At 35.3% G+C, this 21,458-nt stretch carries 20 protein-coding genes; 10 read left to right on the forward strand and 10 right to left on the reverse strand.

All coding sequences use genetic code 11. The annotated features are described in order from the left end of the window. Positions 1 to 48 precede the first annotated feature (48 nt). From HNS40_RS04885 to HNS40_RS04895, 3 genes are all read right to left on the reverse strand, one after another. Entirely contained in the window at positions 49 to 1,230 is a 1,182-nt protein-coding gene (locus tag HNS40_RS04885; protein ID WP_172278255.1) for a class I SAM-dependent RNA methyltransferase, read from the reverse strand. Positions 1,231 to 1,576: 346 nt separating this feature from the next. Continuing rightward, positions 1,577 to 2,488, reverse strand: a complete 912-nt coding sequence (locus tag HNS40_RS04890; RefSeq protein WP_172278257.1) for a bifunctional methionine sulfoxide reductase B/A protein — start codon at positions 2,486 to 2,488, stop codon at positions 1,577 to 1,579. A gap of 83 nt (positions 2,489 to 2,571) precedes the next feature. Beyond that, entirely contained in the window at positions 2,572 to 3,021 is a 450-nt protein-coding gene (locus HNS40_RS04895) for a hypothetical protein (RefSeq protein ID WP_172278259.1), read from the reverse strand. Between the two features lie 159 nt (positions 3,022 to 3,180). Here HNS40_RS04895 and HNS40_RS04900 point away from each other — a divergent pair, with 159 nt between their 5' ends. From HNS40_RS04900 to HNS40_RS04910, 3 genes are all read left to right on the forward strand, one after another. Continuing rightward, a complete protein-coding gene (locus HNS40_RS04900) occupies positions 3,181 to 4,035 on the forward strand; it encodes an SPFH domain-containing protein (protein WP_172278261.1) in 855 nt (284 codons plus the stop codon). Positions 4,036 to 4,123: 88 nt separating this feature from the next. Beyond that, a complete protein-coding gene (locus HNS40_RS04905) occupies positions 4,124 to 5,824 on the forward strand; it encodes a serine hydrolase (RefSeq protein WP_172278263.1) in 1,701 nt (566 codons plus the stop codon). A gap of 23 nt (positions 5,825 to 5,847) precedes the next feature. Further along, positions 5,848 to 6,018, forward strand: coding sequence for an Arc family DNA-binding protein (locus tag HNS40_RS04910; RefSeq protein ID WP_172278265.1), 171 nt, complete (start codon positions 5,848 to 5,850; stop codon positions 6,016 to 6,018). Between the two features lie 539 nt (positions 6,019 to 6,557). Here the strand turns inward: HNS40_RS04910 and HNS40_RS04915 are convergent. From HNS40_RS04915 to HNS40_RS04925, 3 genes are all read right to left on the reverse strand, one after another. Then, entirely contained in the window at positions 6,558 to 7,097 is a 540-nt protein-coding gene (locus HNS40_RS04915; RefSeq protein ID WP_172278267.1) for a TrmH family RNA methyltransferase, read from the reverse strand. Between the two features lie 98 nt (positions 7,098 to 7,195). Then, positions 7,196 to 7,357 carry a 50S ribosomal protein L34 gene (gene rpmH / locus HNS40_RS04920; RefSeq protein WP_172278269.1) on the reverse strand — a complete coding sequence of 54 codons (162 nt, stop codon included), beginning with the start codon at positions 7,355 to 7,357 and terminating at the stop codon, positions 7,196 to 7,198. Between the two features lie 133 nt (positions 7,358 to 7,490). Continuing rightward, positions 7,491 to 8,951 carry an aminoacyl-histidine dipeptidase gene (locus HNS40_RS04925; RefSeq protein WP_172278271.1) on the reverse strand — a complete coding sequence of 487 codons (1,461 nt, stop codon included), beginning with the start codon at positions 8,949 to 8,951 and terminating at the stop codon, positions 7,491 to 7,493. 128 nt (positions 8,952 to 9,079) lie between these two features. Here HNS40_RS04925 and HNS40_RS04930 point away from each other — a divergent pair, with 128 nt between their 5' ends. Then, on the forward strand, positions 9,080 to 9,781 hold the full coding sequence (locus tag HNS40_RS04930; protein ID WP_172278273.1) for a YjjG family noncanonical pyrimidine nucleotidase: 702 nt from the start codon (positions 9,080 to 9,082) through the stop codon (positions 9,779 to 9,781). Positions 9,782 to 9,895: 114 nt separating this feature from the next. Further along, positions 9,896 to 11,302: an OmpA family protein gene (locus HNS40_RS04935; protein WP_172278275.1), complete on the forward strand. Its 1,407-nt coding sequence runs from the start codon at positions 9,896 to 9,898 to the stop codon at positions 11,300 to 11,302. A gap of 484 nt (positions 11,303 to 11,786) precedes the next feature. Here HNS40_RS04935 and HNS40_RS04940 read toward each other — a convergent pair whose 3' ends face one another. The 4 genes from HNS40_RS04940 to HNS40_RS04955 form a co-directional block, all read right to left on the reverse strand. Further along, on the reverse strand, positions 11,787 to 13,268 hold the full coding sequence (locus HNS40_RS04940) for a chitobiase/beta-hexosaminidase C-terminal domain-containing protein (RefSeq protein WP_172278277.1): 1,482 nt from the start codon (positions 13,266 to 13,268) through the stop codon (positions 11,787 to 11,789). Positions 13,269 to 13,423: 155 nt separating this feature from the next. Then, on the reverse strand, positions 13,424 to 13,885 hold the full coding sequence (gene pyrI / locus HNS40_RS04945) for an aspartate carbamoyltransferase regulatory subunit (protein ID WP_172278279.1): 462 nt from the start codon (positions 13,883 to 13,885) through the stop codon (positions 13,424 to 13,426). A 12-nt stretch (positions 13,886 to 13,897) separates the two neighbouring features. Beyond that, the gene (gene pyrB / locus HNS40_RS04950; RefSeq protein WP_172278281.1) at positions 13,898 to 14,809 is read right to left on the reverse strand and encodes an aspartate carbamoyltransferase; all 912 of its coding nucleotides are present in this window, start codon (positions 14,807 to 14,809) and stop codon (positions 13,898 to 13,900) included. A gap of 71 nt (positions 14,810 to 14,880) precedes the next feature. Continuing rightward, positions 14,881 to 16,215, reverse strand: coding sequence for a cyclic 2,3-diphosphoglycerate synthase (locus HNS40_RS04955; RefSeq protein WP_172278283.1), 1,335 nt, complete (start codon positions 16,213 to 16,215; stop codon positions 14,881 to 14,883). 394 nt (positions 16,216 to 16,609) lie between these two features. Between HNS40_RS04955 and HNS40_RS04960 the strand changes: the two genes are divergently transcribed. The 5 genes from HNS40_RS04960 to HNS40_RS04980 all read left to right on the forward strand — a co-directional run bounded on the left by HNS40_RS04960 (position 16,610) and on the right by HNS40_RS04980 (position 21,455). After that, complete coding sequence (locus HNS40_RS04960) at positions 16,610 to 17,299, forward strand: hypothetical protein (RefSeq protein ID WP_172278285.1); 690 nt, start codon at positions 16,610 to 16,612, stop codon at positions 17,297 to 17,299. Positions 17,300 to 17,631: 332 nt separating this feature from the next. Then, a complete protein-coding gene (locus tag HNS40_RS04965; RefSeq protein ID WP_172278287.1) occupies positions 17,632 to 18,393 on the forward strand; it encodes a hypothetical protein in 762 nt (253 codons plus the stop codon). A 134-nt stretch (positions 18,394 to 18,527) separates the two neighbouring features. Beyond that, positions 18,528 to 19,724 (forward strand): DNA polymerase III subunit delta, encoded by a 1,197-nt coding sequence (locus HNS40_RS04970; protein WP_172278289.1) that lies wholly within the window; start codon positions 18,528 to 18,530, stop codon positions 19,722 to 19,724. A 110-nt stretch (positions 19,725 to 19,834) separates the two neighbouring features. Next, positions 19,835 to 20,950, forward strand: a complete 1,116-nt coding sequence (locus tag HNS40_RS04975) for a regulatory iron-sulfur-containing complex subunit RicT (RefSeq protein ID WP_253916237.1) — start codon at positions 19,835 to 19,837, stop codon at positions 20,948 to 20,950. Positions 20,951 to 20,978: 28 nt separating this feature from the next. After that, positions 20,979 to 21,455 (forward strand): gliding motility lipoprotein GldH, encoded by a 477-nt coding sequence (locus tag HNS40_RS04980; RefSeq protein ID WP_172278291.1) that lies wholly within the window; start codon positions 20,979 to 20,981, stop codon positions 21,453 to 21,455. Positions 21,456 to 21,458: the final 3 nt, after the last annotated feature.

The following is a 21,458-nucleotide window of genomic DNA, read 5'->3' on the forward strand; positions in this document are numbered from 1 at the left end:
TACCAATATTCAAATTATAAGATATTAAAAAGCTTAGCGTAAAGAAAACTAATCTCTACGCTCGTAGTTATCGTTATCTTGATATTTAGCTTTTTTACTACCTGTATAAAGCTCAAATTTTTCAAATTTACATAATAATGGGCCATTCCACAATTCTATTTTTCTTGTAGGATGTAAGCCAAGTCTTTTAAGGGCTTCCATATCAGAAGAAATTACCCATGCTGTATAGCCTGGATAGTTTTGTTTAAAGCTATCCCCCATCTTTTTGTAAAGACCGATAATATCACGCGTTTGTAATCTTTCACCATAAGGAGGGTTTACAATAACTATTCCACCTCCTGCAGGAGGTGTAAAATTAGCGATGTCTCCAACATTGATAGTTATATCGTGATGAAGTTTTGCATGGCGAATGTTTCTCATGGCTTTTTCGGCCACCTCTTTCGACCATTCGTTCCCTATAATTTCATGTTCGAATTCCTCATCAAAATCAAAGGCTTCTTTTTTAACTTTTTCCCAAAGTTCTTCGTTAAAGTCTTCCCATTTTTTAAAGCCATAATATTCTCTATAGAATCCGCAAGGAACGTTGTTGGCAATTAAAGCAGCTTCAATGAGTAAAGTTCCCGAGCCACACATAGGGTCGATAAAATTACTCTTCTTATCCCATCCGCTAAGTAGAATCATACCCGCAGCCAATACTTCATTTAATGGAGCCTCACCAGTTTCTTTTCTATAGCCTCTTTTGTGTAAGGATATAGCAGAACTATCAAAGCTTAAAGTACAATGGTTATTGTGAAGATAGATATTGATTCTTAAATCTGGAAAATCAGTATCTACATTGGGTCTTTTGCCAATTTTTCTGTTGAATTGATCAACAATAGCATCTTTAGTTTTTAATGCTACATATTTTGAGTGATTCATCTTGCTATTGCTTACTGTTGCATCAATAGCAAATGTTTTTTCAAGATCTAAATACTTGGACCAGTTGATTTTACTTACAGCTCGATAGAAGTCTGTTTCATTAGCAGCCTCAAAATTAGCAATAGGCTTTAAAATTCTGATAGCAGTTCGTGCTTGGTAATTGGCCTTGTATAAAATTTCTTGCGTGCCCTTAAATTCTACTGCCCTATAGGCTTCTATTACTTCTGTGGCTCCTAAAGCCTTAAGTTCTTCTGCCAAAACGCCTTCTAGTCCGGCGAAGGTTTTGGCTACATATTGGTGATTTTCTTGCAAAGCTGTATTTTTTTTTGCAAATATACTTATCTATTCATAAAAGCCTCGAAAACTTATGGATTTCAGTATATAGCTTATTATTGTTCTAATTAGTAGAAGATTGCTCTACTAGGATATGCATAAAGGTAGACATAATAATCTAATAGGATTGCAAAATCTTATATTTTTAGCCAATACTGTCTAGTCTCCTCACTAAAACACTTGTCACTCCGATGCTTAGCCTGTCTGACTTTCGCAGCAAGGCAGGCGAGGAGACTATTGAAATTAGTAGTACGCTATTGATTTTTAGCCTTAAAATGAGAAAAGCTAAATCAAATGATCTAGCTTTGTGGGGAGGATATTTCTATTAGAATTTCTTTTGATAGATATGGCAATAGGGTGAGCCTCCTTTTTTATTATAATAATTTTGGTGATAGTCTTCTCCAGCGTAGAAGATATCAGCTCCCTCTAATTCTGTAACTACTTTTATTCCTTTGTTCTCAAGAATTTGACTCAGCTTTTCTATGATTTCTTTTTGTTTATTATTGGTATAATAAACAGCTGAGCGATATTGAGTTCCTATATCTGGTCCTTGCCTGTTGACCTGGGATGGATCGTGAGTTTCAAAGAATAGTATGGCCAATTCTTCGAAGCTTGTTTTGCTAGGATCGAAAATTACTTTTGTAGTTTCGGCATGCCCAGTTGTTCCACTACAAACCTCTCTATAGCTTGGGTTCTTAGTGTCGCCTCCCATATAGCCTACTTCGGAACTAATCACCCCTTTTTTCTTTTCGAAATGATATTGAGTGCCCCAAAAGCAACCTGAAGCAAAATAGGCCACTTCTCTTTTAGGAAGAGTCGCCGCTTGAAACTCCAAAGAAACTGAGTTTACACAATGGCGGGTGTTTTTATTGGTGTATCTTTCTCCAATAAATACATGGCCTAGGTGTCCTCCACAATTGGCGCAAGTAATTTCAGTTCTTCTACCATCAGCATCAGTTGTTCTTTTTACTGCTCCTTCTATCTCCTCATCAAAACTTGGCCAGCCACAATGAGCGTTGAATTTGTCTTCTGATTTATAAAGTGGGGCATCGCATTGTTTGCATAGGTATATACCCTCCTCCTCATGTTCGTAAAATTCTCCTGTATAAGGTCTTTCGGTTCCTTTATCAAGAATTACTCGCTGTTCTTCTATAGTGAGTTTGTTATAGTCTTTGTTTTGTCCCTGGCTTGTCATGCTAAATAGTATTATCGTTGTCAAAAATAGTATAGTTCTCATTGCCTTCATTTTTAGTTTTCAAAAGTATCTGTTAAGATTTACTATATGGACGATGAACTCCTGCTATTCTTACGATTGATAACTTATTTTAACAATTGCTCTACTATAATAGCAATAGCATCGGCACTTAAGATGATTAAAAAGCCAAGCTCATTTCTGAGCTTTGCTCTACTTATAAGGCCTACTGCTCCGGTAATCAAAGCTATACCAGGAAATATTAAAGTATTTCCTTGCAGGTGTTGAGTAACCCATAACCAATGTAGAAACATGCTGGTCGACATGAGTATAATAATATAGGCTGAAATTCGATTTCCGTTAAGCTTGGTGACCCCATATATGATGGCTACCAAACACGCTCCCATGTAAACATAAAGCCCGTAGAATTTGTTTTGGATTTCTGGATAGAGTACCAAAATAATTCCAGCAATCATAACTATACTCACTATCGCCGGTACTAGTTTTCTAGTTCTTATGGTCCAATATAAAGCAAATAATGCGGCGATTTCTAAAATGATATGTATGAATAATCCCATGACTTTTATTTTTTTTGCTAAGATAAGAACTATTGGATAATGGAGGGGATTCTTTGATCAGAGCAAATAAAATTTCATTAATTTCTTGACTTTGTATTTAGAAAAGTTGTATTATTGTGATATCAAAATAATATCATTATAAATCTTAAATAAAAAACGATGAAAACAGAAAAAGAATTTATGCCAATGAATGGCTATTTGATGCTTTTTGTAGCAATAGCTTTAATTTTAGTTCCTATTCCAATAATTGTGATGACGAGGTTGATTGGTTTGGTGGTTTTAATTATTGTTGGAGTATTCTCAGTGATGGGAGTATTTGTTGTAAACCCCAATGAGAGTATGGTGATTACTTTGTTTGGTGCATACAAGGGTACCGTTTTGAAAAATGGATTTTTCTGGGCTAATCCTTTCTTTACCAAAAAGAAGATTTCCCTAAGAGCTAGAAATATTGATAGCGATCCGATTAAAGTAAATGATAATGTGGGTAATCCAATTATGATTGGAATTGTTTTAGTCTGGCGAGTGAAAGAAACTTTTAAAGCGGCGTTTGATGTGGATGATTATGTTCAGTTTGTTGAGATACAAAGTGAAGCAGCTATTAGGAAATTAGCTGGAGATTACCCTTATGATCATTTTGGTGATACACAAGCTGAAATCACATTGCGTTCTGGAGGAGAAGTAGTTAATGATATGTTGGAGAGTGCATTAAAAGAAAGGCTAGATATAGCTGGTATTGAAGTGATGGAGGCTCGTATTTCGCATTTGGCATATGCTCAGGAAATTGCTCAGGCCATGTTGAAACGTCAACAGGCAACGGCTATTGTTTCTGCTAGATTTAAAATTGTTGAAGGTGCTGTAAGTATGGTTAAGATGGCCTTGGATCAATTAAAAGAAGAAGATATTATAGATATGGATGAAGAAAAGAAAGCAGCTATGATTAGTAATTTACTTGTTGTTCTTTGTTCCGATAAAGATGCTTCACCAATTGTAAATACAGGTACTTTGCATCATTAAACTCTAAATAAAAAATGATAGATTAAATATGCATGCAAAATAATGGAGGTGGCACATTTTTACGGTTAATATCAACAAAGAAGTCATGATGAAAAAAAGGCAAATTGGGACACTTGTTTTGGGATTAATATTAATTATTAGTCTTATTCAGTGCGAGTCAACAGAGAAAAAGGAGCTGAAACCACAATTAGATTCCTACTTTGAATATCAAGTTTTTAATAAATCAAGAGATTTAAATGAAAAGAATAAGCCCGGATTGTCAGTAATAATTACAAAGAAGGATTCTGTCTTATATAAAGGGAATTGGGGTTCTGCCGCTTTAGACAAAAAATCGCTAATAACTGAAACCACAATTTTTGATATCGCCTCAGTAAGCAAGCAATTTACAGGGTTGGCAATAGCTCTTTTGGAAGAAAAAGGTGAAATTGATATTAATGATAAAATAATTAAATATCTACCTGATTTACCTGTGGCTATTATAGATATTGCAATTTATCAACTTGTTCATCATACTTCTGGTATTAGAGATTGGCCAACACTATGTGCGTTGAAAGGGTGGCAGCCCGAAGAGCCACTTTCGTTGGACGATATTTATGAAGTTATTAAAAAACAAGATGGTTTAAATTTTACTCCAGGGTCTGAGTTCTTGTATAGTAATTCCAATTACAATCTTTTGGCAAAAATTGTTGAAGTAGTTGTAGATACTACATTTGAAAGTTGGATGCATGATAATATATTTGTTCCTATTGGAATGGAGAATACTTACTTTGTTGAAAGTAATATTTCTGAAGAGAACCAAATAGCTAATTCTTATGTTTTTACTGGAAATAATTATCTTTCTTTTTCTAATAATCTCAGCGCCCCTGGTTCCAGTTCGCTTATGAGTAACACCTTGGATTTGTCAAAATGGTTGGTAAACTTTTATATTAAAACTTTGGGTGGAAATAGTGTTTTCAATAGAATAGTTTCTAAAGGCAATTTAATCAACAGCAAAAGGGTGAATTATGGTTATGGTTTAAATATTACTGAAATAAATAATAAGAAAGCTTATGTACATGATGGAGTATGGGGAGGCTTTCGATCGGCAACAGTCTATTTCCCAGAAGAAAGTGTAGGTGTTGTCATTTTAAGTAATAATGGAACATTACAGCCTAAAAATATTCTAAATGATGTTTCTGATATTTTATTTGGGAGTGAAAGCGAGAAAAAAGAAAAAAGGAGTGAGTTGATTGAACAAAAAATAAACGATGCATTTTTTGCTTTGTGTGCCGGAAAATACCAACAAGTTGATGACAAAGATTGTCATTTAACTTTCTTCAAAGAAGGGGAGGATTATTTTGTGAATATATATAATAAGGACTTAAAACTATATGCTAAATCGGATACAGTATTTTTTGTAAAAGAAGCTAAAGCTGAACTTATCTTTCATTTGAGAAATGGTAAGGTAAATAGCCAAACTCTTAAGCAAAACGGTAATAGTTACATGGCATTAAAAGTTGTCGAAAACAAAAAAGAGGCAAATATTAATTACAACAAGTTAGCTGGAGTTTACTATTCAAAGGAACTTGATGTTAAATATGAAATTAGATATATGAATGATGAATTGAAACTTCAAAGTCCAATATTTTCGAATGACATAATTATTGAGCATTTAGAAGATTTGGTATTTATTAGTCATTCAGGCATCATTCAGTCGATTTCATTTTTAGAAAAAAATGGCGCTATTAAAAGCATGGTGATAAATAATCCAAGAGCAAAAAATCTATTATTTGAAAAAATCTATTATTGATATTGAAAAAATTAAAGTAAACCATGGCAAAGAAAAAAGCATTTGCATTAAGATTGAACGAAGAGATGATGGAGGCTGTTGAGAAATGGGCAGAGGATGAGTTCCGAAGCACCAATGGTCAATTGGAATGGATTATTGCCGAAGCTTTGAAAAAATCCGGTAGGTTTAAAAAGAAGAACGAGAAAAAACAGTAATACGAGGGAGCTGAGTGGCTCCCTTTTTTCATGTAGGATCAAGGGTGAAGTTTTAAGTTGAGTAAGCCTGGAAGTTTAGGTTTTTAAAACGAGCTGGCGAATTGGTGAGGGAGAGTTGGAGAGAGGGAGGCTGGGGCGTTGGCGAAGAAGTTAATCCCCAAATAATAACCTACGATAATTCCTTTTAATCCGTGGGAATTAGCGTTCCCTCTTAAAGCGAGCTAGCGAGCAGAATTCATGTAAAACCAAATATATCGTATGGTGTAATTCATTAGTACATTAGTGGCAACTTATGGGTCCATGTTTGTTTTGAGTAAATCTGGAAGATTAGGTTTGCAAAACGAACTGGAGCTTAGGAGACAGGGAAGCGGATTCATTAAGTAGTTCAATCGATTCACTCATTCAGCCATTAATCCGTGTAATCCACAGGTCATCAATGTTAGCAAACGAGCAGTCAATTCGAAAATCCTTTCTGATTCGCGTAAATTAGCGTTCCTCTTTTATTGAGCAAATAAACATTCGTATATTTGTGGTAGCTGTTAATCAATTTTCATCTGGCTAGGCCAATTCTGACGAGCCCATTCAAAAGCGCCCACGGTAAGCGCATGAGAAACATTCATCGAACTTGTTTTGCCTGGGTTTGGAATGAAAACGCTTTGATGACATTTTTGTAAAACCTCATTACTAATACCAAATCGCTCATTACCACACATCAAAACGCATTTTTTCGGAAGAGAGTGGCTAAATATATTTTTGCTCTGCTCTGTGGTCTCTAGGGCCACTACCTCATAACCCTCCTCAATTTGTTCCCAGAATTCTTTTTCAGTAACAATGTGATAATTCACATGGCCTAGGCTGGAATGTGCCACACGAGTCATTTTGCGAGGTCTCATTTCAAAATTCTCATGAATAAAATACACTTCCGAAATACCTAGGTTTCCAGCCAATCTTATGATGGAGCCAGCGTTATCTGGGGTTTTGAGTTCGTAGGCGGCAAGAATCAGAGAATGTTCCTTTTCTTTCTCGTCGAACTCTTTTTCTTTAAAAAACTCTACTGAGTTTCTATATTGGTCTTTCATAGCTTTGGGATGAGGATAAACTAGAAAACCCGACCGGAATGAATCCGAACGGGCTTTTGCGGTTCAGACTATTAGCCTGAAATGTACCTATATTAAATCTATTTTCTTCCGATAAACTCGTCAGAAACTGTCAATTTATGTCTTCCTTTTGCTCTTCTGCGCGCTAAAACTTTTCTTCCGTTCTTGCTAGCCATTCTAGCTCTGAATCCATGCTTGTTTTTTCTCTTACGTACAGATGGTTGATATGTTCTCTTGCTCATTTTCTTTATTTTTTTGGGACTGCAAAAATACGCCCTTTTTTAATAAATGCAAATATTTTGAATACTTTTTTTTAATAAACAAAAAAGCTTGCAAGTATATGGCCTACAAGCTTTTTTTATTGTTTATTCACTATTATTTTTTAGGAATATTCTTTAATGTTTCTACTAGGAAATCCCAGAATTTACCTACAGTCTCTATATTTACCTTTTCGTCTGGAGAGTGTGGGTTTCTGATAGTTGGACCGAAAGAAATCATATCCCACTTAGGATAGACAGCACCTAATAGTCCGCATTCTAATCCAGCATGGATAGCTTTGATTTCAGGAACTCTTCCGTATTTGTCATTATAAACCTTTTTCATAGTTTCTAATATCTCAGAATTTGGATTTGGTTTCCAACCTGGATAAGCACCATCAAAAGTAACTTCAGCACCAGCTAATGTGAAAACAGATTCCATCATTTCGGCTAAGTCTTTTTTAGCACTTTCCACAGAACTACGTAATAAGCTTTGCACTTCAATTTTAAAGTTTCCGCTTTTAACGATAGCAAGGTTAGTACTGGTTTCAGTCAAGCCTTCCATATCATTACTCATTCTCATCACACCGTTAGGACAAGCATAAACAGCATTGATAACAGCATTCTGGGTTTTCTCATCAATTACAGAGTCTGGCATTGCAGTCTCTTTACAAGTAAATGTGAAATCAGGTTCTACGGAGCTTAACTCGCTTTGAACCATTCCTTCGAAAAATTCAACTGAGTTTTCAAAGTCTGCGCAATGCTCATTAGGAACCACCAAGGTAACAAACGCTTCTCTAGGAATAGCATTTCTCAAACTACCACCAATGATTTTAGAAATTCTTACACCATAATCTTTGGCAGCTTGCTTTAAGAAACGGAACATGATTTTATTAGAGTTACCTCTGCCTAATATGATATCCATTCCTGAGTGACCACCTTTTAATCCTTTAACGATTAATTTGTAAGCAACACTTCCCTTAGGAATATGAGCTTCTTTATATTCAAAAGTTGCTGTACCGTCGATGCCGCCAGCACAACCAATATATAATTCGCCTTCGTCTTCTGAATCAAGATTCAATAAGATATGTCCATCAAGAACATTGTTTTGCAAACCAAATGCACCGGTCATGCCAGTTTCTTCGTCAGCTGTCATTAAAGCTTCAATAGGGCCATGAACTAAATCTTTTGATTCTAAAACAGCCATTGCCGCAGCTACACCCATTCCGTTATCAGCACCAAGAGTAGTTCCGTCGGCTGTTAGCCATTCGCCATCAACATAAGTTTCAATAGGATCAGTTTTAAAGTCATGAACTTTATCGCTGTTTTTTTGCGGAACCATGTCAAGGTGACCTTGTAAAATCACACCTTTTCTATCTTCCATTCCTGGAGTTGCAGGTTTTTTAATGATAATGTTTCCAACTTCATCTTTAATAGTTTCTAAACCTAAGTCTTGACCAAACTTCATCATAAAATCCTGAATAGCATCTTCATGCTTCGAAGGTCTAGGAATTTGTGTTAAACTATAAAAGTGTTTCCAAATTTCCCTTGGGTTTAAGTTGTTTATATCCTTACTCATGTTTAATTGTTTTTGTATTTTTTATGGTGCTAAATTAATAGAATTAATTCATTTCTAAATGTTATTTATCTTTAAAAACATATTTTTCAGAGATAATCGTAGTTTTGCGCCACTGAAATAATGAGTTTATGACGGCAAAGAAATACAAATATCTGTTTTTTGATTTAGATAGAACCTTATGGGATTTCGAGAAAAATTCTGTTTTAACCTTAAAAGAGATTTATGAGGAGGCTAGAATAGGTGATATGGCCATTATTGATTTTGCCGATTTCCATACTTTTTATGTGGACTATAATCATCATTTATGGGATTTGTATAAGGATGGGAAAATTGAGAAAGATTACTTGAGCGTGCAACGATTTAGAGGTAGCCTACAACACTTTAAAATTGATGATGAGGATTTAGCCATAAAAATGGCGAAAGATTATGTGAGAATAAGCCCCACAAAAACAGCCCTTTTCCCTAATGCTATTTTGGTATTAAAAAACTTATCAAAACGCTATTCCATGCATATCATCACAAATGGATTTAATGAGGTGCAGTTTGTGAAGCTAGATAATAGTGGTTTAACTCCTTATTTTGAACAGATTATAACTTCGGAGATGGTAGGTGTGCAAAAGCCTCACAGAGACGTGTTTGACTTTGCTATGAAGCAGGCGGGAGCTTCTGCTGAAGAGTCTTTGATGATAGGCGATGATCAAGTATCTGATATTCAGGGAGCACGAAATGCCCATATAGATCAAGTCTTTGTTGATTTCCATCATGAGGACCTCAGATTTGCTCCTACATTTCATATTCACAGCCTTTCCGAATTGCTCAATTTTCTGTAGAGCTTATTAACATCCAACTGTTTGTTATTTTGTTTCCTAGTCATCTTTCTTGAGCAAATAAGAGATATTTTTATTGTGTGAAAAAAAGATTGTTGTTGAAATAATAAATATATCATGAAAAATCGTTCTATTCGATACTTTTTTACGGCTTTGTTTGCCTTTGCTTTTGTTTTCTCAGGTTCTGTAAATGCTCAAGAACAAACTGATGAAAAGAAGGAACAAACTGAAAAGAAGGAGGAGGCTCCTAAGAAAAAAATCCAAGCAGGGGTTATTAAAGAAGATGCAAAAACCAATGGTTTTCTGCATAACTGGTATGTGGGTGTTAAGGGTGGTGCTACTTTCTTTTTATCTCCTCTGAAAGATAATCCTTTCAGCTGGGGAGCAGGGGTGAGTCTGGGCAAGCAATTAAATACTAAAGTGGGTTTACGTGCTGATTATGTTTATGGTAATATGAAATCTGATGGTGAGTTTGTAAAGCTTAATGAGGATGGTAGTTATTATAAGAACAACCTTTCGGCTAATGTTGATTTTATGGAGATATCACTTTTATTAAAGTTGAGCCTTAATGATTTCTTTTATTCAAAATCACCAAAATACTTAAGAGAACTTTATCTGATAGGTGGTGGTGCTTACACTATGTATAGAACCGAGATTACTGATAGTAATGGTGCGTTTTTAACAGGTACAGGTTATACCTTAGCTGGAGAACAAGAGGCTATGGAAGCTTTAATAGCAGTGCCTTTGGGAATTGGAGTCACCTATAAATTAGGGGCGAAAGATATTGTGAATTTAAATGCAGAATTTGGTTATCGTTTTACATCCTCTCCTGACTTGGGTGGTAATTTGACTGATGATGCCAGCAACTATACTTTTTCTTCACTGGGCTTATTGTTTAATTTGGGTCGTCCTGGTTTGACTCCTCAGAAAATTACTGCTGATATGGTAAGAGAGGATGTAGAGAAAGAGGTGTCTGAGAAATTTGGAAAACAGATTGATGCTAAAATTAAAGCAGAAACCAAGCCTATTAAAGATGATTTAGCTAAACAGTCAGTGGCCGTAGCTAATAATCAGGAGCAATTGAATATTCTACAAGAAGAATTAGAAGCTAGAACAAATGCAATCAAAGAACAATTAGCTGGAGAGGTTTCTGAGGATGCTAATGGTAATATGGTGGTGCGTTCTGCAGGCTCTGGTTCAGGAATTGATATGACCAGTATCTATTTTGCTTTTAACTCTACCTATATCACTCCAGCTATGGAGAGAGAGATTGCGGTTATTGGTAAGATGCTAAAGAAAAACAAGAAATTAAAGTGTGAAGTTGTAGGGAATGCTAGTAATGTTGGTAGTCCTGAGTATAATATGCAACTAAGCCAAAAAAGAGCAGAAGCTGTCATGAATATGTTGATTGATGAATTTAAAATTGATGCAGAAAGATTAACATTAAGCAATAATGGTCTTGATGAGCCTTTAGCAGAGAATATTAAAAGAATTAATCGCAGGGTCGATTTAATTATTAAGTAATGCGGTAAACAGAAATTGATCTGAACAACATAGGGGGAATCCTAGTCTGAAAAGGCTAGGGTTTTTTTGTGTGTTTAGAACCTTGTAGTTTAAAAAATCATATTCCATATTTCCTTTTGAAGACAAGTTTGATGCTGAGTAATCAATAATTCTATTTGTTCAAGTATCGGATGTCTCCCGATGGTATACTGAAACAGCTGGAACTCGCCTAGGGGGGTAATTAGGTCTCGTTTTAAGATTATACGTTACTCTTGTAAAGTCGTGTAGTAAAACGAAGAAGGTCTAGTTACTATATATGAAAACAAGAAAGCTATAAGTTAAAGTTTTATCATCGAAAACGCAATTATTATACCCTTCTAACTTATGTTTATTAATGTTAGCATATACTGTAATATGGCATTTTAGTTTTCTTTTAATCAATACAGGGCATAAAAAAAGCCTCCACAAAGGAGGCTTTACAAATATTGTTGTTAAGATAAATATCTTAGAATAATCTACCTTTTCTAATCACTACTACTAGTCCAATTAATAAACCAGCAATAATAATACCTTTAGAACTTACAGGTACTGGAGGTATTGGAGCAGCAACGATATCTGCAGAAACACGTGATGTTAAGAAAATCCCAGCGTTTGTGCTGTTTGGAAGGCAAACTATATCTTGTGGTGCTGTAGGAATGGTTGCGCCTGTGTATTCTACGTTCCAGAAAGTAGTCCTGAAATTAGATGTAGCTTTACTACTGCCACTGGCATCAGTAATTTCGTAAACCTCTCCGTTTTCAAAAGCTCCACCACCATCAGTAAAAGTAACCCCTAAAACTTGAACCAATTCTGCTTCATAATCTTCAAAGTTATTATTAAATTCATCTAAAGTAATCACTTGAGGATTAAAAGTATTACCAGTAGATGTGGCAGCTCCAGGGTCTTGGTTAGGAACAAATTGTAACATTCCACCATATTCACCTAAAGTACCTGTGATGCCTGTAATACCATCACCTATATTGTAAGTGGTAGTGATTGCTCCTCCATTATCATCAATTAAAATGGCTGCTGTAGCATCTTGAATATACTTTTGATTTCTATAACTTTGTTGAAAAGTTAAAGTAGCTTGACCAGTTAAAATATAAATTTGTGAACCAGTAGCTTGTGTTCTTAACTCTGCTATAGTTGCTACTTCAACTGGAATGATAATTTCATAAGCAGCTGTAGTTACTTGGCTATAATCAGTACCATCAAAAGTAACCGCTTTAAAAGTAGTGGTGGTTGCTACATTGATAGGAGCTGAATATAAGTTGTCAGTATTGTCTGGATCTGTTCCATCTGTTGTGTAATAAATGTCATAAGAAGTTTTAGAAGGAGTTGTCATTGTTACTGTTTGGGCTTCAGTATATGTTCCAGCGATAGGATCGAAAATAGGTGCGGGTACCGATGAAGCTGCATTCTTGAAAAAAGAAAAGTCATCCCAATAAGTAACGGCACTTCCATATGTTCTTACTTCAAAATAAAATTCATTTGCAGTAGCAGGAGCATTTAAAGTAACAGTATACTCAGTCCAAGCTCCGCCATTATTATCTAGGTAAGAGTTGTTAGGGCCTCTTAATTCTGCACCATTATCATTAATGTTAGTTCCAGAATTTTTCCAATATGACCAAATTCGGGCATCAGTTCCATCGCTTTCAACTACCTTGTACCACATTGTTAATGTGTATGATTCTCCAGCGACAATTCCAGTAATTGTTTGACCTAAATCTTTGGTGCCCCCAGTATGTTTTGCAGAATAAGTTCCGCCATGTACTAAGCCAGCTCCAGATTCTTGATCGATATTTTCGACTTTTGTCCAGCTAGTTGGGTGTGTTGCGTCATCCCAGGCTTCAAAATTGCCATTGAGAAGCAGTTCTTGTCCCATAGTTGAAATTGAGAATCCTAAGAAAAGGGCAAATATTAATTGCCAGTGAGTAATTTTCTTCATAATTATTTAGTTTAAAATTGATTTTAAAATGGAGGTCAAATGTAGTAATTTTTTACAAAATATAAAAAATGCTTATGTCCTTAAAGATTATTTAATGTGCAGAGGAGTTAAACGAAAAAAATGCCTGAATGAAATTCAGGCATTTTTTATAGTGTTTATTTAAACTCCATGGTGTCTTTGGTAGTGATTTTTTCACAATAATGACAGCGAAGTTTTAATTCCCCTTTATCAGAAATCACTTTAAAGCGAGTGGGTACTGCTTGGTGATTGGTGATGCACTTAGGATTGAAGCATTTTACAAAATTTTCAACGATCTCAGGGGTATCTACATTTTCTTTTCTGACCACATAAAAATCCTTGATTTCAATAATGGTTGCTGTTGGAGCCACTAATGCAATTTTGTTGATCTCCTCATTTTTGAAATAGCGATCTCTGATTTTGATAATACCTTTTAAGCCGTATTTTTCAGAGTGTAAATTGGTTCCAAAATAGATTTGATTGTTTACTTTGTCTAATTTTAAAATCCTCAAAGCATGAAATAAACTTGCTGCAGGAATATGATCAATCACAGTTCCGTTTTCCAGGGCGGCTACTTTTAATTCTTTTCTTTTATCCATGATTTTCCCTCCTTATTCTTTTAATCCTAATGTATATGCCAAAAGTGCTTCACGAACATAAACTCCATTTAGAGCTTGCTGAAAATAGTATGCCTTAGGATTTTGATCCACGGCCTCTTCTATTTCATTTACCCTTGGAAGTGGGTGTAGCACTTTCATATTATCTTTAGTGTTTTCAAGATGCTCATTCTTGAGGATGTATGAATTCTTAACTTTCTCATATTCCATAGGGTCGGCAAATCGTTCCTTCTGAATTCTGGTCATATAAAGAATATCAACTTTATCCATAGCTTTGTTTAAATCAGTGTATTGAATATAATCTAAACCTGCATCTTTAATGTATTTCTTCACGGCACTTGGCAGTTTTAGCTCTGGAGGAGAAACCAAATGGAAGGTAGCGTTAAATTGAGACATGGCTATTACTAAAGAGTGAACAGTACGTCCATATTTTAGATCACCAACGAATGCAATATGCTTATTCTCTAGAGAGCCCTGAGTTTTCATGATAGAATACATGTCGAGCAAACATTGAGTTGGATGTTGATTGGCACCATCACCAGCATTAATGATAGGTACATCAGAAACTTCGCTGGCCCATCTTGCACTACCGTCTAGAGGATGGCGCATTACGATGAGATCGGAATAGTTAGCCACCGTTTTTATAGTGTCCATTAATGTTTCGCCCTTTGAAACACTAGAATTAGCGGCGTCGGTAAATCCTATAATTTTACCACCTAATTGCGAGATTGCGCTTTCAAAACTTAAGCGTGTACGAGTGGAAGGTTCAAAAAATAGAGTCGCGATTACGTGGTTGTCAAGAATTTTCTGACGAGGATTCTTTTCGAATTCTGCTGCAAGTTCCAGTATCCTAATCTGCTCTTCCTTGCTGTAATCATTAATTGAAATTAAACTTCGGTTCTTCATCTGCTGATTTTTTTTGGTGTAAAATTAGTTATTTTTCAAAAAAAATGGCGACTAAAAAGCCGCCATTGAAATTATAAATTATATTTTTTCACAAAGTCGTCGAGAATGCCTACAAAATCAGGCTGTCCAATTTCTTGTAAATCATAATAAACACGAGTCGCCGGTTTATCAATTTTTACAATTCTTTGGAGGTCGATAGGTGTACCAATAACCACGGCTTCACAATCTGTATTATTAATAGTAGTTTCTAAATCTTTTAATTGCTGAGCACTATATCCCATTGCAGGAAGCAATGCGCCAATATTAGGATAGATTTCGAAAGTCTCGCTGAGTTTCCCAACAGTGTATGGTCTTGGGTCAACGAGTTCTTTTGCGCCATATTTTTTGGCTGCAACAGTACCGGCTCCAATTTTCATTTCCCCATGAGTTAGTGTTGGGCCATCCTCAACTACCAATACTCTCTTTCCTTTGATTATAGAAGGATCATCTACCTTTAATGGAGAAGCGCCATCAACAACAATAGCATTAGGTGCTATTTTTGCGATATTGTCTCTTACAATTTGAATGGCTTCAGGTGCAGCGGTATCCATTTTGTTAATGACCGCTACATCGGCCATTCTTAGTGTGACTTCGCCAGGATAATAAGATAATTCGTGTCCCGGACGGTGAGGATCAACTACTGTTACATTTAAATCTGGAACGTAGAATGGGAAATCATTATTTCCCCCATCCCATAAAACTACATCACAACCGTCAGGATCGTTTTCTGCAGCTCTTAAAATGGCTTCATAATCTACACCAGCGTATATTACATTACCTCTTACCACATGTGGCTCATACTCTTCCATTTCTTCAATGGTGCATTTGTGAAGTTTTAAATCTTCAACAGTGGCAAAGCGTTGAACTTTTTGTGCAACCAAGTCTCCGTATGGCATTGGATGACGAACAGCTACAACTTTAAGACCTTTTTCCATTAAAATTTCAATAATTCTTCTAGAGGTCTGACTTTTTCCACATCCAGTTCTAACAGCGCCAACTGCAATGACGGGCTTAGTACTTTTTACCATAGTGTCTCTAGGACCTAGTAAATTGAAGTTTGCACCTGCAGCATTTACTCTGGCACTCATGCCCATGACCACATTATAAGGTACATCGCTGTATGAGAAAACACAATCGTCAACTTTTAATTCGTCGATTAGTTTTTCTAAATCATCTTCAGCGTAAATTGGAATTCCTTCAGGATATAAATCCCCTGCAAGCTCTGTTGGATACTTCCTGCCATAAATGTCAGGAATTTGAGCTGCTGTAAATGCGACTACATTATAGTCTTCATTGCCGCGGTAATAGGTGTTGAAATTATGGAAATCTCTTCCGGCGGCACCAATAATTAATACGTTTTTTTTCATCTGTTATTAAAATTAAAAAAGTTAATAATGACAGATTTCAAATCTCGCTATGCGAGAGAATCCCATGCGATTTCTTTTTTTTCAGCATGGTTCTTCATTATGAATTAAAAAATATCGTTTACAAAGTTATGAGATTTGAGGAAAATTCAAAACAATAAGTTGAAAATCTAATATTTGTTAGTTTGGAAAATTGTTTTAATTTAGCGGCACACAAAATGCATCATTCATAAATAATTAAGGAGTAATACCTCCTTCCATTTAGTATTAATATAAATTTTTGGAAATCTACTAATCAAACATTTATATTATTATGAAAAAATTTTATCTACTTTTTTTAGCAATGTCTATTTTCTCCTTCTCGGCGATAGGACAAAACGTAATTGAAAAAACGAATTTGACAAAAGATCAAATTGCTCAATTAAAGATGGCAGAAGAACAATCTCCATCTGGGGAGCTTTTTACAATGTACACTGACAATTCATCAAAATCTGTAACTGCAGTTACTAGCTTCCCTTTTGTGGAAACATTTGAAGATGCATCAACAACTAGAGCTGATTGGACACAGATTCAGGAAGTAGGGACTTACTCATGGACCTATGCAGCAGGTTCTTCAGGTGGTAGTATTGGAATAGCTTATGAAGGGGTTCTCAATGCAAGATTCGCTTCTGGTTCCTCAAGAGGTAATAAAACTAAATTGGTTAGTCCAGTAATGGATTTATCAGCATTATCAACTGTTACTGTATCATTTTATTATGGTCAAGAATATTGGTCGCCTGATCAAAATACAACTACAGTTTATTACCGAATAAGTGATACTGATCCTTGGGTTGAGATAGCTGATTTTACAGATAATGTTAATGTATGGACAGAAGCCGTTCTGGATTTACCTAACCCATCTGCTACTTATCAACTAGCATTTGAAGGTACAAACCAATGGGGGCGTGCTAATGTAATTGACTTTGTTACTGTTGATGGTATTGTAGCGCCTCCGCCTCCACCTCCAGGAGCACCATTATCAAATTGGGCATTTATGCTAATTGGTGTTTTAGCTGTTACTACTGTTTTCTTTAAATTCAAAAAATAAATCAAAAATCAATTTAGGAGGTTCTATAGAGTAGACTCCAAATATAAAAACCTCTTCATCCAAATGAAGGGGTTTTTTCTTTTTGAGTTCCAATGACATATTTTTTTAGCAAAGTTCCTGTTTTTTTGATAAGAAAAGTATAAAATTCATAATTAATAGCGTTGATAATAATCCAAAATAATAATATGGAAAAACTAAATTTGCTAATCTCGGAAATTGTTTTAATTTAGCCACACACAACAGACTATCACCCATAAGGATTAATCCTTAATTCTATTTATTGTTAATATAAGTCTTTGATCGTGATTTATTCATCAAAAATTTATATTATTATGAGAAAAATTTATTTGTTTTTATTATCAGTGTCTATTTTCTCCTTCTCGGCGATAGGGCAAAACGAATTTGATCAAGCTAATTTGACAGTAGATCAATTGAAGATGTTAGAAGAACAGTCTCCAACTGGAAATGTTGTTCCGATTTATCCTGAAAATTCATCAAAATCTGTTACTGCAATTACTACTTTTCCTTTTGTTGAAACATTTGAAGATGTATCTACAACTAGAGCTGATTGGACACAGATTCAAGAAGTAGGGACGTACTCATGGACTTTTGCAGCAGGTTCTTCAGGTGGTAGTATTACTACAGCTTTTGAAGGAGTTCTTAATGCAAGATATGCATCTGGTTCCTTTAGAGGTAATAAAACTAAACTGGTTAGTCCGGTAATGGATTTGTCTGGATTCACAACGGTAACCATGTCATTTTATTATGGACAAGAAATCTGGGCGCCAGATTTGAATACAACTGCAGTTTATTACAGAATAAGCGATGCTGATGCTTGGGTTGAAATAGCAAATTTTACAGATGAGGTTACCACTTGGACGGAAGCCATTCTGGATTTGCCTAATCCATCAGCTACTTATCAGGTAGCATTTGAAGGTACAAACAATTTTGGACGTGCTAATGTAATTGACTTTGTTAACGTTGATGGCGACTCGTCCACTCCTCCTCCTCCAAGTGCACCATTATCAAATTGGGTATTTATGTTGATAGGAGTTTTAGCAGTTACTGTAGTATTCATTAAATTCAAGAAATAGATAAAAAATAATTTTGGAGATTCTAAGTGATTAGACTCCGTAAAAAAACCTCTTCACTCAAATGAAGGGGTTTTTTCTGTTTCGGTCCGTAATTATTAATGGAATATTTTACCTTTGCATGATAAATTTAGCGGATGCAATTTAAAGATATTATTGGTCAAAGTGATTTAAAGAAAAGTTTGGTAGAAACGGTGAAAAATGGTAGGATTAGCCATGCTCAGCTTTTTCTAGGAAAAGGAGTGAATGGTAAATTTGCCTTGGCTGTAGCCTATGCACAGTATATCAATTGCCCCGATAGAACAGAAACTGATTCTTGTGGAGTTTGTCTTTCGTGTAAGAAGTATAATGCCATGAGCCATCCTGACTTATTCTTCTCTTTCCCTGTTAATAAAAGCTCAAAAGGGGGAGGTGATAGCGATGCTAAATCAAGAGAAGGTGGTGTTAATCGTTCCACATCTTCTAAAGATTTAATCAGTACCATGTTTTACAAGGATTGGTTAAGTTATTTGAATTCGACTCATTATTACCCTGAATTACAATCTTGGTATAAGAAGATTAATATTGAGAATAAGCAAGGGATAATCAACGTAGAAGAGGCACGGCGCATTGTTAGGGATGTGAGTTTTAAACCAGTTGAAGCCCCGTATAAAATTTTAATCATCTGGCAGCCTGAGAAAATGAATATGAGCTCGGCAAATGTGCTTCTAAAGTTTTTTGAAGAGCCTCCTGCTCATACTATCATCATTATGGTAGCTGATGAGAAAGATCAACTATTAAAAACCATACAATCCCGGTTTCAAATTATTCCTGTTCCCAGAATTGATGATTTTGAATTATATGCTTATTTGAAAACCAAATATTCTAATTTCCCTGAAAATCAAGTTAAAAACGCAGTGGCTTTGTCCGATGGCGATTTGCAAAGAGCAGAACATATTTTAGGAGATGGAGAACAAATGAAAGAACATTTTATGTTGTTTCAAAGTTGGATGAGGATGTGTTATAAAAAGGGAAGTTTAGAAGAGATAAAAACTTTTGTAGAAAAAGTTTCTAGAATTGGGCGTGAGAATCAGAAACACTTTCTCAATTACTCGCTTAGATTGATTCGACAAAGTCTATTGATAAATTATGGGCATCCTTCCTTAAATAAACTTACACATTATGAAAGTGAGTGGTTAACCAAGTTTTCTCCCTTTATTCATATTAACAACGGTATTCAGTTAACAGAAAAATTTGAACAGGCCATTTTTGAAGTGGGTAGAAATGCAAGTGCATCAGTTCTTTTCATGAAATTATCGCTTGATTTGAGCGTATTATTGAAAATTCCTCAGTAACACAAAATTTCTTTTAAATTTGCATATTAGGATTGGTGATTTATTGCCATCCATTAATTCTCGCATAATCATATTCTGACTGAAGAATTATTTTAACTAGAAAACCAAGAATGGATAATAATATAAAAGTTCCGGAGGAAGACATCATGATGTCAAGAGGGTGTTGTGCCTCCAATAAACTACTCGATAAGTCTGCAAATAAAAATGCCAATAGCTGTCCAAAACTGGATTCTCGAGAATGGCTAGCTGATATTCCTACTCCTTTAGGATTTACAAAATCAAATGTGGTGGAAGTAAGGTTTAAAAATTCTCATAAAGCATTTTTTAAAACACCAGACGAATTAGAACTCAATAAAGGAGATATCATTGCTGTAGAAGCATCTCCGGGTCATGATATTGGAATTGTAAGCTTAACAGGTGAAACTGCCCGCTTACAAATGAAGAAAAAGAATATTCGCCCCGATTCCGATTTTGTGAAAAAGGTGTATCGTCGTGCTAGATTGAATGATATTGAAAAATGGATGAAATCGGTGGAGAAGGAAGATCCTACAATGGTGAGAAGTCGACAGTTGGCTAGAGACCTTGGGCTTTCGATGAAGGTGAATGATGTGGAATATCAAGGTGATGGAACCAAAGCCATCTTCTATTATACTGCTGAGGATCGCGTAGATTTTAGGCAGTTGATTAAAGTTTTAGCCGATTCTTTCAAAGTGAGAATCGAGATGAAGCAAATTGGAGTTAGGCAAGAAGCAGCACGAGTAGGTGGAATAGGTAGCTGCGGCAGAGAATTGTGCTGTAGCACTTGGATGACTGATTTTAAATCGGTTACTACTCAGGTGGCTCGTACACAACAACTCTCCTTAAATCCTCAAAAGCTGGCCGGCCAATGTGGTAAACTAAAGTGTTGTTTGAATTTTGAGCAAGATGCTTATATAGATGAATTAGACAAGTTTCCAGACTCCTCTATACCATTATCCACTAGAAAAGGTGACGCTATATATCAAAAAATGGATATATTTAAGAATATTATGTGGTATAGCTATATGGACGACCCTGCTTTTCATCATGCCATCCCAGTGAGTAAAGTGAAGTATATTTTAGCACAGAATAAAAAAGGTAAAAAGCCTGAGAATCTTGAAAAATTTGTGGCAGAAGTAGTTGATGTGGATAAAATGGATGAGAGGAATAAGCAAATTGATCAATGGAAAACGGATTATGGGCAATAAAACAACCCATTATTACATTATATATTAGATGAAACTAAATTTAAAAATAATTCTTGGTTTTGGGTTGTTGGTTAGCTTGTTTTTTACTTCTTGCGATTCTAATCGTTATTTTGAACAAAATATTGAAATAACTGGAGAAGAATGGTCAGCCAATGAATCTATGGATTTTTTTGTGGATATTGAAGATACTAATTCACAATTTAACTTTTATGTGAATGTTCGAAACACCAATGAATATCCTTATGCCAACCTATACATCTTTATAGAGAGCACATTTCCTGATCACATAGTTGCAAGAGATACCGTAGAATTGCAATTGGCAAGTTTAGATGGGAAATGGCTAGGTAGTGGTTATGGTAAGTATAAATATCATCATTTTATTCTCAGAAAGGCCATGCGCTTTGTTCAACTAGGGACATATTCTTTTAAGATTGAACATGGTATGCGAAAAGAACAATTACAAGGGATATCTGATATCGGAATTAGATTAGAGTATTATCCGTAAACA

The sequence above is a fragment of the Lentimicrobium sp. S6 genome, from assembly GCF_013166635.1.
GTDB lineage: Bacteria > Bacteroidota > Bacteroidia > Bacteroidales > UBA12170 > UBA12170.